At 50.7% G+C, this 13,248-nt stretch carries 14 protein-coding genes; 9 read left to right on the top strand and 5 right to left on the bottom strand.

Annotated features, from left to right (window positions below; all coding sequences use genetic code 11):
- Positions 1–8 precede the first annotated feature (8 nt).
- From AADB16_RS14310 to AADB16_RS14320, 3 genes are all read right to left on the bottom strand, one after another.
- Entirely contained in the window at positions 9–1,160 is a 1,152-nt protein-coding gene (locus AADB16_RS14310) for a 2-aminoethylphosphonate--pyruvate transaminase (protein ID WP_410804229.1), read from the bottom strand.
- A 17-nt stretch (positions 1,161–1,177) separates the two neighbouring features.
- A complete protein-coding gene (locus AADB16_RS14315) occupies positions 1,178–2,410 on the bottom strand; it encodes an NAD(P)/FAD-dependent oxidoreductase (protein WP_410804231.1) in 1,233 nt (410 codons plus the stop codon).
- A gap of 89 nt (positions 2,411–2,499) precedes the next feature.
- Positions 2,500–3,231, bottom strand: coding sequence for a UTRA domain-containing protein (locus AADB16_RS14320; protein ID WP_410804233.1), 732 nt, complete (start codon positions 3,229–3,231; stop codon positions 2,500–2,502).
- 160 nt (positions 3,232–3,391) lie between these two features.
- On the opposite strand from AADB16_RS14320, the gene AADB16_RS14325 reads away from it, so the two are divergent.
- Complete coding sequence (locus tag AADB16_RS14325) at positions 3,392–5,821, top strand: metallophosphoesterase (RefSeq protein ID WP_410804235.1); 2,430 nt, start codon at positions 3,392–3,394, stop codon at positions 5,819–5,821.
- Positions 5,822–6,215: 394 nt separating this feature from the next.
- Here AADB16_RS14325 and AADB16_RS14330 read toward each other — a convergent pair whose 3' ends face one another.
- Both AADB16_RS14330 and AADB16_RS14335 read right to left on the bottom strand, forming a co-directional pair.
- The gene (locus AADB16_RS14330; RefSeq protein WP_410804237.1) at positions 6,216–6,386 is read right to left on the bottom strand and encodes a DUF4113 domain-containing protein; all 171 of its coding nucleotides are present in this window, start codon (positions 6,384–6,386) and stop codon (positions 6,216–6,218) included.
- A 150-nt stretch (positions 6,387–6,536) separates the two neighbouring features.
- Positions 6,537–7,004: an Lrp/AsnC family transcriptional regulator gene (locus tag AADB16_RS14335; protein WP_410804238.1), complete on the bottom strand. Its 468-nt coding sequence runs from the start codon at positions 7,002–7,004 to the stop codon at positions 6,537–6,539.
- Positions 7,005–7,138: 134 nt separating this feature from the next.
- Here AADB16_RS14335 and AADB16_RS14340 point away from each other — a divergent pair, with 134 nt between their 5' ends.
- The 8 genes from AADB16_RS14340 to AADB16_RS14375 all read left to right on the top strand — a co-directional run bounded on the left by AADB16_RS14340 (position 7,139) and on the right by AADB16_RS14375 (position 13,183).
- Positions 7,139–8,092: a hypothetical protein gene (locus AADB16_RS14340; protein WP_410804240.1), complete on the top strand. Its 954-nt coding sequence runs from the start codon at positions 7,139–7,141 to the stop codon at positions 8,090–8,092.
- Between the two features lie 892 nt (positions 8,093–8,984).
- Complete coding sequence (locus AADB16_RS14345; RefSeq protein ID WP_410804242.1) at positions 8,985–9,470, top strand: DUF4145 domain-containing protein; 486 nt, start codon at positions 8,985–8,987, stop codon at positions 9,468–9,470.
- A gap of 99 nt (positions 9,471–9,569) precedes the next feature.
- Complete coding sequence (locus AADB16_RS14350; protein ID WP_099620019.1) at positions 9,570–9,773, top strand: hypothetical protein; 204 nt, start codon at positions 9,570–9,572, stop codon at positions 9,771–9,773.
- Positions 9,770–10,711: a hypothetical protein gene (locus AADB16_RS14355; RefSeq protein ID WP_410804244.1), complete on the top strand. Its 942-nt coding sequence runs from the start codon at positions 9,770–9,772 to the stop codon at positions 10,709–10,711. Before AADB16_RS14350 ends, AADB16_RS14355 begins: the two co-directional genes overlap by 4 nt.
- On the top strand, positions 10,708–11,349 hold the full coding sequence (locus AADB16_RS14360; RefSeq protein ID WP_410804246.1) for a hypothetical protein: 642 nt from the start codon (positions 10,708–10,710) through the stop codon (positions 11,347–11,349). The genes AADB16_RS14355 and AADB16_RS14360 overlap by 4 nt, the downstream gene beginning before the upstream one ends.
- Before the next feature lie 148 nt (positions 11,350–11,497).
- Positions 11,498–12,025 carry a toll/interleukin-1 receptor domain-containing protein gene (locus AADB16_RS14365; RefSeq protein WP_410804248.1) on the top strand — a complete coding sequence of 176 codons (528 nt, stop codon included), beginning with the start codon at positions 11,498–11,500 and terminating at the stop codon, positions 12,023–12,025.
- Positions 11,937–12,737 carry a TIR domain-containing protein gene (locus AADB16_RS14370; RefSeq protein ID WP_410804250.1) on the top strand — a complete coding sequence of 267 codons (801 nt, stop codon included), beginning with the start codon at positions 11,937–11,939 and terminating at the stop codon, positions 12,735–12,737. Before AADB16_RS14365 ends, AADB16_RS14370 begins: the two co-directional genes overlap by 89 nt.
- Positions 12,738–12,739: 2 nt before the next feature.
- Positions 12,740–13,183: a hypothetical protein gene (locus AADB16_RS14375; RefSeq protein WP_410804252.1), complete on the top strand. Its 444-nt coding sequence runs from the start codon at positions 12,740–12,742 to the stop codon at positions 13,181–13,183.
- Positions 13,184–13,248: the final 65 nt, after the last annotated feature.

The raw sequence follows: 13,248 nt of genomic DNA on the forward strand, positions 1-13,248 counted from the left end.
CAACTCCTTCAGGCGGATTTTAGGTTTTCAGGGGTCAAGGCAGGGGGAGGAACAGGAAGTGCCAGCCCCATGTTTTCGCAGGCTTTGGCCACGGCAGAAATAACGTCGTCCATTTGCTCATCAAATAACTGGCCGATGCAGCCGACTCGAAAACTGTCGGTGACCGTGAGCTTTCCTGGATAGATGACAAAGCCCTGTCGCTTGATCTCGTCGTAAAAATGGCGAAAGTTGAACGTCGAGGCGTTGGGAGACAGGAAGGTAGTGATGATGGGTGACAGCCACTCGTCCGCCAGCAGAGTCTCAAACCCCAGTTCACGCATGCCGGCCACCAGCCGGTTACGGTTGCGAGCATAACGGGCCAGTCGTCCCGATACCCCTCCTTCGGCCTCATGCTCTTTAAGTGCCTGCTGAAAAGCTGCCACTACGTGGGTCGGCGGGGTATACCGCCACTGACCACTCTTTTCCATATAACGCCACTGATCATGCAAATCTAGCGATAAGCTGTGACAACGGCCCTGAGAACCTTCCAACAGCGACCGCTCAATGATGGCGAAACCAAAACCGGGAACTCCTTCAAAACATTTATTCGCTGAAGAGATCAGCGCTGCACAGGGCAACTCCGAAACGTTTACAGGCAAAGCCCCAAAGGCACTCATGCTATCAATAATCAAACGAGCACCCGCCTGCTCACAAACAGCGGCAATCTCTGCGATCGGGTTGAGAATGCCGGAGCTGGTTTCGCAATGGACCACAACAACCTGTTTCACTTCCGGATGCTCATTCAGAAATGCCGCGACCTCAGTCCCTCTGGGCGGCTCATAATCGCCTTTGTCGATCTCAAGGCACGGTCGGTCAAGGCGTTCCAGAATCTGGCTAATACGTTGCCCATAGGCGCCATTTATTAGCACCAGCGTGAGGCTATCCGGATCGATTAGAGTGCCCAAAACAGCCTCAACCGCGAAGGTACCCGAGCCTTGTATCGGGACACACACGTGACTCTTTTCACCGTGTGCCACTTCCAGTAGTCGTCGACAAACATCGGCGGTCATGTCATTGAAGTCGTTATCCCAAGAACCCCAATCCCGCAACATTGCCTGCTTCACTGTCAGGCTGGTTGTCAACGGACCGGGAGTGAGAAGGTATGGATCTTTCTGAAACATGATTAGTCTCCGTGGTTTTAACCGGAGCGCTTGCGGGCCCGAGCTTCGGCGCAGCGCTTGATAAAAGTGGCATCAAAAGAATCGACTGGGCCAAACCGGTCCAGTCTAAAATCGTTGGGCGAAACAAATGGGGGCTTACCGGTAACCAAATCTGAAACCAGACGTCCGATACCACCCGACAGCCCAATACCGGCCCCCGAGCACCCAGTGGCAGCGACGAATCCATCAACACCGGGCATGGCACCAACCAGAGGGGCGCTGTCAGGCGTATAACTGGAAACACTGCTGATGTAATGGGCGAGGCTCAGCTCTTCGATCACCGGACATTGTCGATGAAATGACGGATAGCCTTCTTCCAAAGCCTCACCGCCGGTAGGGTCAACATCGAAGCGATAGCCATGCAGATTATTGGGGAGAGCATCCGGTCGGGCGTAGACCGCGCGGTTATCGCGCAAGCCGAACAGCAGGCCGCCTACTTCTGGCCGCGCGTAGGCACCGCTGTCAGGCAGGATGGTTATGGGCCCCCCGGTAGCTATCCTCGAGTGAGGTGCAGAAATCCAGTAGTGACTGCGGATCGGCGCCATAGCCAGATTGATGCCCTGCTGGTGAGCCAGCGCCGTGCTCCAGGGGCCGGCGGCATCAATCACCAAACCCGCCTGCACCGTATCGCCGGTTGAAAGCCGAACACCTGTCACTCGGCTCTCTGACCCAATCAACGACGTAACTTCGTGGTACAACTGGAAACGGACACCGTTGCGCCGGGCCTCACGGGCGTATGCCATGCACAATGCATAAGGGTCGATATAACCATCATCTGGCAGAAACAGAGCTCGAGTCCCCGCCTCCAGAGCCAGCCAAGGAGCCAGTTTTTCCGCTTCGGAGTTATCAAACCATTCGGTATCCCGACCAAATTCGGCCGCTCTGAGGGCCAGAGTCTCGAGCTGACATTGCCCTGACGCAGAAGCTGCAACCTGCAAACTGCCGGCTCGCTGAAGTGGTAGCGGTACACCGGAGCCCTGTTCTAGCCGGTCAATGGCTTCAAAGGTCTCCGTCGCGAGAGCCGTAAGACCTGAGGAGGGTCGAATTCTGGTCAACAAGCCGGCTGCTTGACTGGTGGTTTGCTCGGCCAGACCTCCACGCTCAATGACGGTCACGGCCAAGCCGGGTTGCTGGCTGAGATAGCTGGCAATGGAACATCCCAGGATGCCGCCGCCAATAACGACCACATCCGGATGACAAGAAATAGACATAATACGTTTCCGTTGATTCTGGTATAGACCAGAATCAAGGAAAGTTGTGACAGTTCAATGAACGATGGATGACAAAATAGCGAACGGAGTCAGGCTACATTCACCAGAATACTGAGAGTGTCGTGGAGCCAAAACTCCTCATCAAACTCCACAAAAACGCCGGCAGCGTCGCGGCTACAGCGGTTCACGCAAAGTCCTGCAGTACCAGCATTGACGCTCAGGGCGCCTGCCTGAGGATCCACCAACGCGGTGGGAAACATTTCAATTTTTTTCTGAACCAAGTCAACGCCGTATCGTTCGCGCAGAAGCTTCCACAGGGAGCGATTAAAATCACAATCTTTGATGCCAGGGAGTCGACGTGGATTGAGATAAATGTTTTCCACCAGCACAGACCGCTCATCCAGATAACGTCGGCGTCGGACGAGCACAACCGGATCACCAGTATCAAGACCTGTCTTACCCGCCAGCCAAGCTGAGACAAAAGTGCGGCGAACCTCAAGCGTCTCCGTTCGAGGCAGGCGCCCTTGGGAAACCGCATTATCCGAAAAACTGTAATCTTCCGTGGGGTTGTAGATCAGGCGTGGCGGGGACACAAACCATCCCCTTCGGTTGGAGCGATATATACGCCCTTCTGCTTCCAACTGAGCCAGCGCAAGCCGGGCTGTTACTCGCGTGGTCTCAAAACGTTCGGCAAGAACCCGCTCCGAGGCCAGTTTGGTGTTCGCCGTCACCTCTCCCCGCTCTATCTGCTCAGCCAGCTGGTCTTTTACACGCAAATACAGCGGCGAGCTGGTCTCTGAGGTGGCGATATTCTCTGGCATGCAACAAAACTCCGTATCGAAAAACAAGAGAGCATAACTGCAGTTTAATGCAGCATTGTGACACCGCAAAAGGTATTTGAAACACTACGGTCACATGCTTGAAATGTTTCCCACCTATGATTAGCTGGAACCCTATTCTGGTATACACCAAGGAGATTCCATGCTTTTCGATTATCGTTTTGCCCTTGCCCTAGGGCTGTCAGCCCTGTTACTAGCGGGATGTGGCGACTCTTCGGATTCGAACAACTCAAATACCGGCACCCCCGACATTCCAGCCGTGCCTGACCCGGTCGTCATCCCCCCACCACACGCGGATGCGCCCCCCGACTTTATCGTACAACCCTACCTGCAGGCACCGAGTACGGACACCATGACGGTGATGTTTGAAACTAAAAACAGTGAACCGCAGGTGTGGGCTCGCTCATTTGGCTCCAATGAAGAGTTCCGCAAGGTTGCCGGTGAGACACACTCCAGCGATGGTTTGGTATATCGCGCGCCGCTGACAGAGTTAGAGTCCAACACCCTGTATGAGTACTACGTACTGACGAAAGATGCTGAAGGAAACCAGCGGGTAACCCAACCGTTTGCGTTCAAAACATGGCCTAACCCTGGTGACGGCGTTTCTGAAGCAAAGTTCATTGCCATTAGCGACACCCAGCTAGATCGCGCCATGTACGAAGTCGTACTGAACAACGTGGTGGCCGACGGATTCATGACTAAGGAGTGCGATCGCACGCGGCCGGAAACCTGCGCGGAAAACATCGCAGCCATTACGATCTCCGGCGATGTCGTACAGACCGGTAGCGACCGCACACACTGGAGAGAGCAACTGTTCGGTCGGATGGCGGAGATAACCCCTTATGTACCGCTCGTGACAGTTCCAGGTAACCATGACTATTATGGCGATGCTGAGCTTGAACTTTACCGCACCTACATGGCACCACCAGCCAATGGGTCTGCAGGGTATGAAGACCACTGGTACTTCCTAGACTACCTAGATTTACGTTTAATCGGTCTCGACAGCTATCCAATCTCGGGCTACCACGGGCTCTTCAATCGAGAAACCCTGGCCATACAGCGTCAATGGCTCCGCGAAACCCTCAAAGACGCCGAAATCCAAAATAAAACGTTTGTAATGGGGATGTTCCACCATGGCTGCCTCTCCGAAATGTGGAATTCCGGGGAGAGCGTTGGCTCCTGTGAACTGGTGTCCGAGCTGGAGCAATACAGTGCTCGCACAGGCGCTGTTACGGGGCACTTCTTTGGCCATACGCATTCGTACTCTCGTGGCCAATCGATGGATTCCCAACACCTATGGCTTAACGCTGCCAGCGTATCTGGATATATTGAACCGTTGAATGATCCAGGCTTCCAGAATGGCCAGATCAGCGACTATGAAACCTTTGAAGTCAGCCGCAGCGAGTTTGGTTATAGCGTACTGACATACCAATTCGACCTGGATCCCTCTGTCACCTTGCGCCGCAAGAAAGGTGGCTATAACGGTGACACCGACTTTGAGGTTGTCGATAAGGTCACTTTTGCTCCGGCAACAAACAACAATTTGCCACAAGCCACATCTGGAACCGGAGAATTGGCTGCGTCCAACGTTCAGTTGGCGGTCCAAGTTGGAGCGCCAGATTCAGTTCATGAAGTACATTGGCAGATCGCTGAAACAGAAAACTTTTCGGGGCCAGTTTTTGATATTTGGGGTAACGACACGCGGCGACATAATTTTTTCTATGACGAAGCGCCATTGGTTGGTGGTGATGAGTACGCAGGCTTCGACGCCATTGATACCCAGCAGGGTGTAAACCTGCTCAAACTTGACCTTTCGTCCCTGCTGCAACAGAAAACCATACGTCTTGGCGGGGATGACCATTACCGCTGGAACAAACGCTTCTCGGGTCAAAATACCCACGTATCTACGTACGATGAATACCAAGGACGCTCCAGACCAAACCTAAGGTTAAAACCTGGCACTTCGTACTACTGGAAGGCTCGTGTAAGAGATAAAAACATGAACTGGTCTGTTTGGAGTAATAACTACAAATTCAACTTGGAAGGGTCTCGTACCGCCAACCTTTTAGTTAATGGCGACGCAGAGACTGGCGACCTCACTGGCTGGACAATTGCCAGCGGATCAGTCAACGCTGTAACCGGTGTCAACGACCCCAATGTGCTTAACGCATCCGAAGGCGATTACTACTTCACAGGCCGAGGTTTTGGCAACGCACACCCAACTGACTGCTGTACAGACACGGCTTACCAAGTTGTAGATGTTTCGGGCTACCAGGATATGATTGACTCGGGAAAAGTATACATCGAATTAGGCGCTAAGATAGCTACGTGGAATGGAGTGGACGAACCAGAACTGGTCGTAGAGCTGCTTGATGCTAATGACAACGTGATACCTTGGAGTTCTTCCGGAACCCATAGCAGCAGCTCCATCCAGAGCTGGGAAACAGTGACTATAATTAATCAAATGCCCGCAGGTGTTCGGAGCATTAAGGTATATATTGGAGGAACACGTCACGAAGGCAATGATAACGATGTTTACTTCGACGACCTGTACCTGAACCTTCTGCATTAAAGTTTATGCCTAGCTAACCTTTGAAGTCTCCCTCCCCCCTTAATTACCTAGAGGGGGCCGAGGGGGCTCGCCAGCCCTCCCCGTGACCTCTTTTTAGAAGTGCCCGCAGTAACGGGGTAGAACCCAACTCTTCAATCCTCTCCAAACACTCACTTATCGGGAATCCCCCATTTCAAGAGGTCTTTCAGTAGCCGATAGAGAAAACTACCAACAAAATCCATTAGTTAACTCCGAGCCAGGTGCATAACGCCAGCAATAAACGATGCTCCTGCCCCACTTTAGTGGACACCTTATCAACGAGCTTTTCACAGGTGTGATGCAGAGGCAAATGCTGGTCCCTTGTACAGGATATGTGGCGAGATATTCTTGCAGTACGAATGTTCGCTTTTGTTTTTTAGCGAACCTTTGGCAAGTCATCCCAACGGGCCGTATACGCTGGCGACAAATGCCCCCGACGTAACACATAGGCCGCAGGGCCTGCTGCACAATAACCTGAGAGTCCTGGCTGGGCTGGATAAGCTTTACACTGGCACTGCATGAATACTGCGGTGCTGCAATTTTGCATGGGTTGGTTCGGATGAACACCAGTAAGCTCCCCAGTATATTGCCGACCTCCACGAAGCTTCTCGGTCGCGCGTGTTGCAACATGCACAACTGAACGTCAGTGTGAAGGTACTCCTCCTCTTTAAGCTTGTGGCCAAACCGCAAACGCCAGTCATAAAGCAGGAAGGGTAACTCTCGTATCGAACTTAGCTCGTTTACGAGAAATCAGCGTGCGGAATTTGCGCATGTTGGAATCCGCATACAGTACCCGATCACAAAAAAGGTCATAACATTCCATATCGGCTACAATTACGATCAGCACAAAATCGACCTCTCCCGTGACTTGATAGCACTGCTTCACTTCCTGGGCCGCTAGTGCCCGCTTAAGGAACCGCTGGTATAATGCCTTATCATCACGCTCCATGATGACCTCCACCACCACATGCAAGGTGGGCCCGAGCTTTTCAGGAGCCAGTAAAACTACATCCCGCTCAATAATCCCGCTCTCCCGTAGTCGCCGGACCCTTTTTAGGGAGGCAGAGGGTGACAACCCGACCTTGTTCGCCAACTCTTGATTGGTGATGCCGCCCTCATTTTGCAAACAGTCCAGTATTCGGAGGTCGAGCCGATCCAGGTGCATAATATTCTCCAAATCACACAATAAACGAATGAAATGCACTGTTTGGCATATTTTAGACGAAAGATTTTTTGCCTTCCATCGTACAATATCGCTTCTTCCACCTCAAACGAGCAATATTCATGTTGATCTGGTTAATGACACGAAAAAAAACCTCAGTTTCTGAGATTTTCAGAGAGTCCACCCGGGTTTACTTCACCTTACTAAGGATACTGGTCCCGGCACTGATCATCGTGAAGTCATTGGAGCTGTTAGGATTTACACTCTGGCTGGGCTCTGTGCTGGCACCACTGATGGGATGGCTGGGGCTGCCCGACACGGTCAGCATTGTATGGGCCGCGACGCTGCTGACCAACATCTACACTGGCATGGTGCTGTTTTTTGAAGTGGCTCGATCCGAGACCCTGACGGTCGCCCAGGTCAGCGTACTAGGCACGCTGATGATCGTTGCGCACGCTATACCCGTGGAAGGCGCGGTCGCCCGAAAAGTAGGCGCGCCCTGGTGGCTGACGCTGTGTCTGCGCATCGGCGGGTCGCTCGTGCTTGCGTGGGTTCTTCACCAGCTCTATCGGGCTGGTGGATGGCTGCAGTACCCGAACGAACTGGCGTGGGAGCCGGAATACACCGACGAGAGCTTAATGGGGTGGGCGCTAGTGCAAACCCAGACGCTTACGATAATCTTTTTCGTCATCCTGGCGCTGATAACATTACTCAAGCTGTTCCGCCTGTTGGGCGTCGAACGGTTGCTGCACCTAATGCTTTATCCGTTTCTGCGGCTACTGGGCGTTAGCCAAGCGGCCGCCAATACTATTGTTATCGGCGCTATGTTGGGGCTCAGTTTTGGCGCGGGGCTTCTCATCCAGGAATCCAGAACCGAGAAGCTTAGCCCCCGAGATGCTCTGCTTGCAGTGAGCTTTCTCGGCCTGTGTCACAGCCTGATTGAGGATACCTTGCTGATTTTGCTGCTGGGGGCCGACTTGTCTGCCGTTCTTTGGGCACGGCTCCTGTTTGCGTTTCTGGTCATCGGGGTGTTGTCCCGGCTTCCTGCGCACTTTCTAAAACATGGTCCCCAACCTTCGACTAATCGTTAACCTAGGATGGTAGATGCCAAAGCGTGCGTGTGACGATTCAGGTCAACCCCCACAGGATAGCCGTCGAACTCGTAGAGATCGCCCCGGACATCCATTTAGTCGTCTTGGCAGGCGCGCTCGAAAAGGCTGGCTAGAGGTATGCTCCTGTCCTGCAGAGATCTCATGGCAAAAGGCTGGCCCGGATCCCTGGGAGACACTTAAGGCGGTAACGTCGTGGCACGCGACGCAGCGCTCGATGAAATTGAAATCGAGGGCCTAGTGGACAATGCCCGCGAGACCGGCCGTTTTCTGAGGTAAAAACTGGAGGCGCTCTCCGGCCATGCCCCGTTATTCATGATATTCGTGGAATTGGCTTAATACAGACAGTCAACATTGTTGAACACGAAGGGTAGCCCTAGCCCCTCGCGAGCTGAAGAGCTTATAAAGGCCTGCGGGGAGGTCGGTCTGCTGCTACTTTGCTGCGGCATGCACGGCAACATCGTTCGATGGCTTCCCACTCATAAGCTAGGACAGGCGAGAGCACCAGCATAAATCCATGCTTTTAAACAAAAGCGAACATTCGATTGAGAGCTTGCCTCCACAGCCTCCAGGCTAATCACAGTATTTTCATCCAATATGATTGACGGTGCAAATTGCAGACGCTGAATGATCACATGGCTGAGATGGTCATGCTAGGCTAAGCTATTGTTTTATCGATTTATGTGTAGCGCGATTGACGGTTCAAAGTCTGTGATAACGATGCAGCCAAATTTTCGCAATGATGAATCGCGCTGCCTAGCTGTTGGGCATTGAAGGTATGGCGATAGGAAGCACGATAAGGGTCTACTGCGGGGAGTGTAAGCGCCCCACAAATCACGTTGTGATAGCGGAACGGTCGGTGGATCCGCACCCAATGGAAGTCGAGAAGTGGGGTGAGAACCACTATTTTTGCCAATGTGCAGGCTGTGACAGTTACGCGTACGCGATTTCTGAATGGGATGAGGGTGACTGGAATCCTCACATCGGCGAGATGGACTTGAGGTGGCGAACTTACCCCAAGTCAAAAACTCAACGTCAGACCTTCGATGAAGATTATTTGCTGCCACCGAAGATTCGATCGATTTATCGTGAAATTGTTGGAGCAATGAATGCTCAGTTGCCTTTGTTAACTGCTATTGGGCTGCGCGCATTAATCGAAGCAATCTGCAAAGATCGGGGAGTCAAGGGGAGTAACCTTGAAAAGCTAATAGATGGCTTGGCCAGCACCGGGATACTTTCAAATAACCAAGCGGCTATACTGCATGGTCATCGCTTTCTCGGGAATGTCGCGGCTCATGAGATAGAGGTCGCGCGTCCGCCGGAGCTCTCGAACCAGATCACTACTGGGCGAAAGCCTTAACAATTCCAGGCACGGCGACGCATACTGCATTGCGGCTTTGCCTCCACTACAAAGCTGCTCGTACCGGCGGCGTTATCGAAACAAAGGAGGAGCCTATCAATGAATGATCATTTATTGCTTAAGCATGCGAAGAGAAAGCCATATTCGAAACATCCAGAGATGCCTGAAGATGCCGTGTTTAACGATCAGAGAGGCTACTGGGTGTCGGGATCTGCTCCCCTTGTATCCCCTGGGTCGAAATATGGCGCATTGGTATCCAAGAAATGTGATCAGGAAACGGGCGAGGACCAAAAAGGAGAATGATTGTTGATTGTCTAGTGGTTTCTAGTCTCTATGACTTCTCAGCGGACCTTGTCGTTCAGGAACTTGAGAGGCGAAAAGCCAAATACGTTCGTTTGAATCGAGAAAACTTTGAGAGCTACCGCTTAACTATGGATGTTCAAGAAGAGTCCCTAGAAGTGAGGATGAACGGAGCCAACTATCGAATAACAACTGATCTCAGGGCTGTGTATTATCGACAGCCAGTTTTCTTAAGGAATACACCGGGTGAGTCATTAAGTATCGATGAACAGTTGTCCCGGAGCCAGTGGATGGGGTTTCTAAGAAGTTTAGCTATCTTTGACCAAGCTAGGTGGATGAACCCGTTGAACGCTACGTATTTAGCAGAAACAAAAGCATATCAATTGTCAGTCGCCAGAAGAATTGGGTTCAAAGTACCCAAGACATTGATAGGAAATGATTATGTCAGGCTTCGAGAGATAGATAATAGGGCAATTATCAAGTCGTTGGACACCGTCTTGCTTCGGGATAATAACGAGACTCTATTTACCTACTCAACCATAGAATGCTCGTCAGAGTTCACTGATGAAAATATCTCTGCCGCTCCTCTGACCGTACAGGAGTACGTGTCACCAAAAATTGACCTCAGAGTGACGGTGATTGGAGGAGAAGTGACCGCAGTGAAAATAACTTCGGCCGGACGAGGGATAGACGGAGACTGGCGAGTTGTTGATCGTGACGCTATTGAATATACGGAAGTTGATCTGCCTCATGGTATAGAGAGGAAGTGCTTGAAGTTGCTCGAAGTGCTCGGCCTTAACTTTGGGGCCATCGACTTGATAGAAAGTAATGGCAGCTACTATTTTATCGAAATCAACCCGACAGGCGAGTGGGGCTGGCTTGTTAGCGATGAGCGTAGGTTCGACGTAGACATTGCTAACTGGTTGGTGGGTGACAAATGAAGCAGTACGCGTATAGGGCCTTTGAAGAAGCTCTTCCTCTATTTGCGTTCTTGAGGAACAAAAGAAAAATAATGAGGGATGTGAGTAATAAAGCGCTGGTCGCGGAAAAATCTACACCGTATGCAGAGCTTGACGAAGGAGTTTTAAAGGACCGAATTAAAGAAGAGCATGAGCGGGCAACGAAAATAGATGAAAAGACATCAAAATTCACTTTAGGGTTGAGTGTAAGCTTGACCGTTTTGGCAGCGGCTAGCGGTGTTTTGGTGAAATTTGTGCCCGAAAACCCATACGCAGGGCTCGTTTCGATAGCATGTGGATTCGCATCGATATATATGCTGCTTGCTGGAGTAACGGCTTTAGGTGCTCTAAAAACGTTGGCCGTATACGGGTACGGGACTCAACATGCGCTCAGGCAGAAAAGTGGCGGCGTGTTGTACTTGAGTCAAGCTCTATATGCACAAGAAAGGATGAATAGCGTTAGGCATCTTAGGAACGAAGCCGCATATCAGTCACTTCGGAACGGCTTCCTTGCTCTGCTTGTCGTGCTAATTGGTTCTGTGGTGGGATTAACCATCCAGCAATCTGATTCGGATACAATTCGAAATAATATAGCGCTAGAGAAAGCAGACGAGAGTTAAGGTGCACTTGGCTGTGTGTCAGCCGATATAGGCGATACAAGGCCAGTCACGGCGACGGCTACTACATTGCGGCTTCGCCTACATTCCGTACCAGCGCATGCTGGCTGGCGTTCAGTGCTTGGCTTGAAAATTGGAGCTGGAGTAAAAATTGGCGATTAAAACAAAACATCTAAGGTCCGCAGCGGGAAGATCAGGAAGTGTTGTCGTTGCTAGGTCTTTGAATGAAGCACTGTCTAAGAATAAACAAACTGCATTTCTTTGTCATAGCCATAAGGATCAAGTGTTGGCGAAAGGGCTTCAAGTCCTGCTGAAAGAGAACGGGTGGGATGTATACATAGACTGGGAAGACAATGAAATGCCGAGTTCGCCCAACAAGGAGACGGCAAGTAAGATTAAGTCAAAAATAACGACAACAGATTGGTTTCTGTTTTTGGCCACGAGCAACTCCACTCAATCACGTTGGTGTCCGTGGGAGATTGGGTATGCCGATTCCCAAAAGGGGTATGGAAAAATGCTAATTATTCCTACCGAAGATGACTCTGGGAATTGGTACGGGAACGAATATCTTCAGTTGTACAAGAAGATTGATGAAGGAACTGATAGACAAACCGGAAGGTCTGGCTACGCAGCTTTTGATGCTGGATCAAACTCAGGAGCTTGGATTAGCAATCTCTAGTGGCAATATCTGGATTTCCAATAGGTTTTTGATGGCACATAGCAGGAGCCCACGCCCAATAACATTGAAGGCGCCCAAAAAACGAGTTAGCCAATTCAGAGTGGAGCAAGTTTTCTGGCCGGCAGCCGGCGCACTTCTGGGCAATGTGTTGGTACCCGGCATAGGTGGTTTAATGGCCGGCGGTGTAATTGGTGGTGCATTGATGCTGAATAGTAAGGAGAAAAAAGTGGCGAAAATTCCCGTTTTCTACAGCTTTCATTTCGCTGATGATGTTATGCGTGTTCAGCAAATACGAAACATTGGAGCAATTGAAGGGAATTCTGCAGTAAATGCAAATGAGTGGGAGCGGCTCAAAAGGAGTGGTAAGGCAGCTGTACAAAACTGGATCGATCAAAACATGAAGTATAAAAGGTGTGTGATTGTTCTTATTGGTTCAGAGACTGCCTCACGTCCTTGGGTGAGATACGAGATAGAGAGAGCTTGGAACCAAGGTAAAGCCATTATCGGAATCCACATACATAATATTAGATGCGCAAGAAATGGCACCTGCCGAAAGGGCGCCAACCCCTTTGATGAATTCACTTTTAATGACGGCCGAAAGCTGTCATCTGTGGTGCCGTGTTACGATCCTGATCCATCACAAGCCTATCGGGATATCGCTGCAAATATTTCTGGCTGGATTGACCACGCTATCAAGAACAAACGGAACTAAATATGAGTGAAGATCCGCTCCAAATCGACCCCGAAGCAGCCTCGATTCAGACGCACCTTGGAATAATCCAAAATGTCATTCAGCGAATGTCAGCAAATAGCACCAATTGCAAAGCATGGTGCGTGACCTTAGTAGCTGCTGTCCTTGTGATAATAGCTGATAAAGGTAAACCAGATTATGCTTGGATTGCACTTTTACCAACAGTGGTATTTTTGGCTCTTGACTCCTACTACTTAGCCCTAGAAAAGGGCTTTCGCAATTCGTATAACCAGTTTGTTTCCAAGCTACGAGCTGGAAGCCTTACCGAGCAAGACCTTTATTCCGTCATTCCCGTTGGTAATATGTCGAAACTACAGTTTGAAGCCGCCAAATCCTTTTCAGTTTGGGGGTTTTACATTTCTCTTGGTGTCTTAATTGGGGTCACTAAATGGATAGCATTGGAGTGAAATCACTTAACAAAGCGCTGCTGTCGAAAAATTTTCCGCAGAGCGCGCCGTTAATTGTACAGAGC

This window comes from Marinobacter sp. KMM 10035 (assembly GCF_046537445.1).
Classification (GTDB): Bacteria; Pseudomonadota; Gammaproteobacteria; order Pseudomonadales; family Oleiphilaceae; genus Marinobacter; species Marinobacter sediminicola.

Coding starts and splice junctions, on each gene's coding strand:
- AADB16_RS14335 (WP_410804238.1), bottom strand. CDS start 7,004: ATGCACCTGGATCGGCTCGACCTCCGAATACTGGACTGTTTGCAAAAT.
- AADB16_RS14315 (WP_410804231.1), bottom strand. CDS start 2,410: ATGTCTATTTCTTGTCATCCGGATGTGGTCGTTATTGGCGGCGGCATC.
- AADB16_RS14360 (WP_410804246.1), top strand. CDS start 10,708: ATGAAGCAGTACGCGTATAGGGCCTTTGAAGAAGCTCTTCCTCTATTT.
- AADB16_RS14340 (WP_410804240.1), top strand. CDS start 7,139: ATGACACGAAAAAAAACCTCAGTTTCTGAGATTTTCAGAGAGTCCACC.
- AADB16_RS14325 (WP_410804235.1), top strand. CDS start 3,392: ATGCTTTTCGATTATCGTTTTGCCCTTGCCCTAGGGCTGTCAGCCCTG.
- AADB16_RS14310 (WP_410804229.1), bottom strand. CDS start 1,160: ATGTTTCAGAAAGATCCATACCTTCTCACTCCCGGTCCGTTGACAACC.
- AADB16_RS14345 (WP_410804242.1), top strand. CDS start 8,985: ATGGAAGTCGAGAAGTGGGGTGAGAACCACTATTTTTGCCAATGTGCA.
- AADB16_RS14330 (WP_410804237.1), bottom strand. CDS start 6,386: ATGCAAAATTGCAGCACCGCAGTATTCATGCAGTGCCAGTGTAAAGCT.
- AADB16_RS14350 (WP_099620019.1), top strand. CDS start 9,570: ATGAATGATCATTTATTGCTTAAGCATGCGAAGAGAAAGCCATATTCG.
- AADB16_RS14320 (WP_410804233.1), bottom strand. CDS start 3,231: ATGCCAGAGAATATCGCCACCTCAGAGACCAGCTCGCCGCTGTATTTG.
- AADB16_RS14355 (WP_410804244.1), top strand. CDS start 9,770: ATGATTGTTGATTGTCTAGTGGTTTCTAGTCTCTATGACTTCTCAGCG.
- AADB16_RS14375 (WP_410804252.1), top strand. CDS start 12,740: ATGAGTGAAGATCCGCTCCAAATCGACCCCGAAGCAGCCTCGATTCAG.
- AADB16_RS14370 (WP_410804250.1), top strand. CDS start 11,937: ATGAAGGAACTGATAGACAAACCGGAAGGTCTGGCTACGCAGCTTTTG.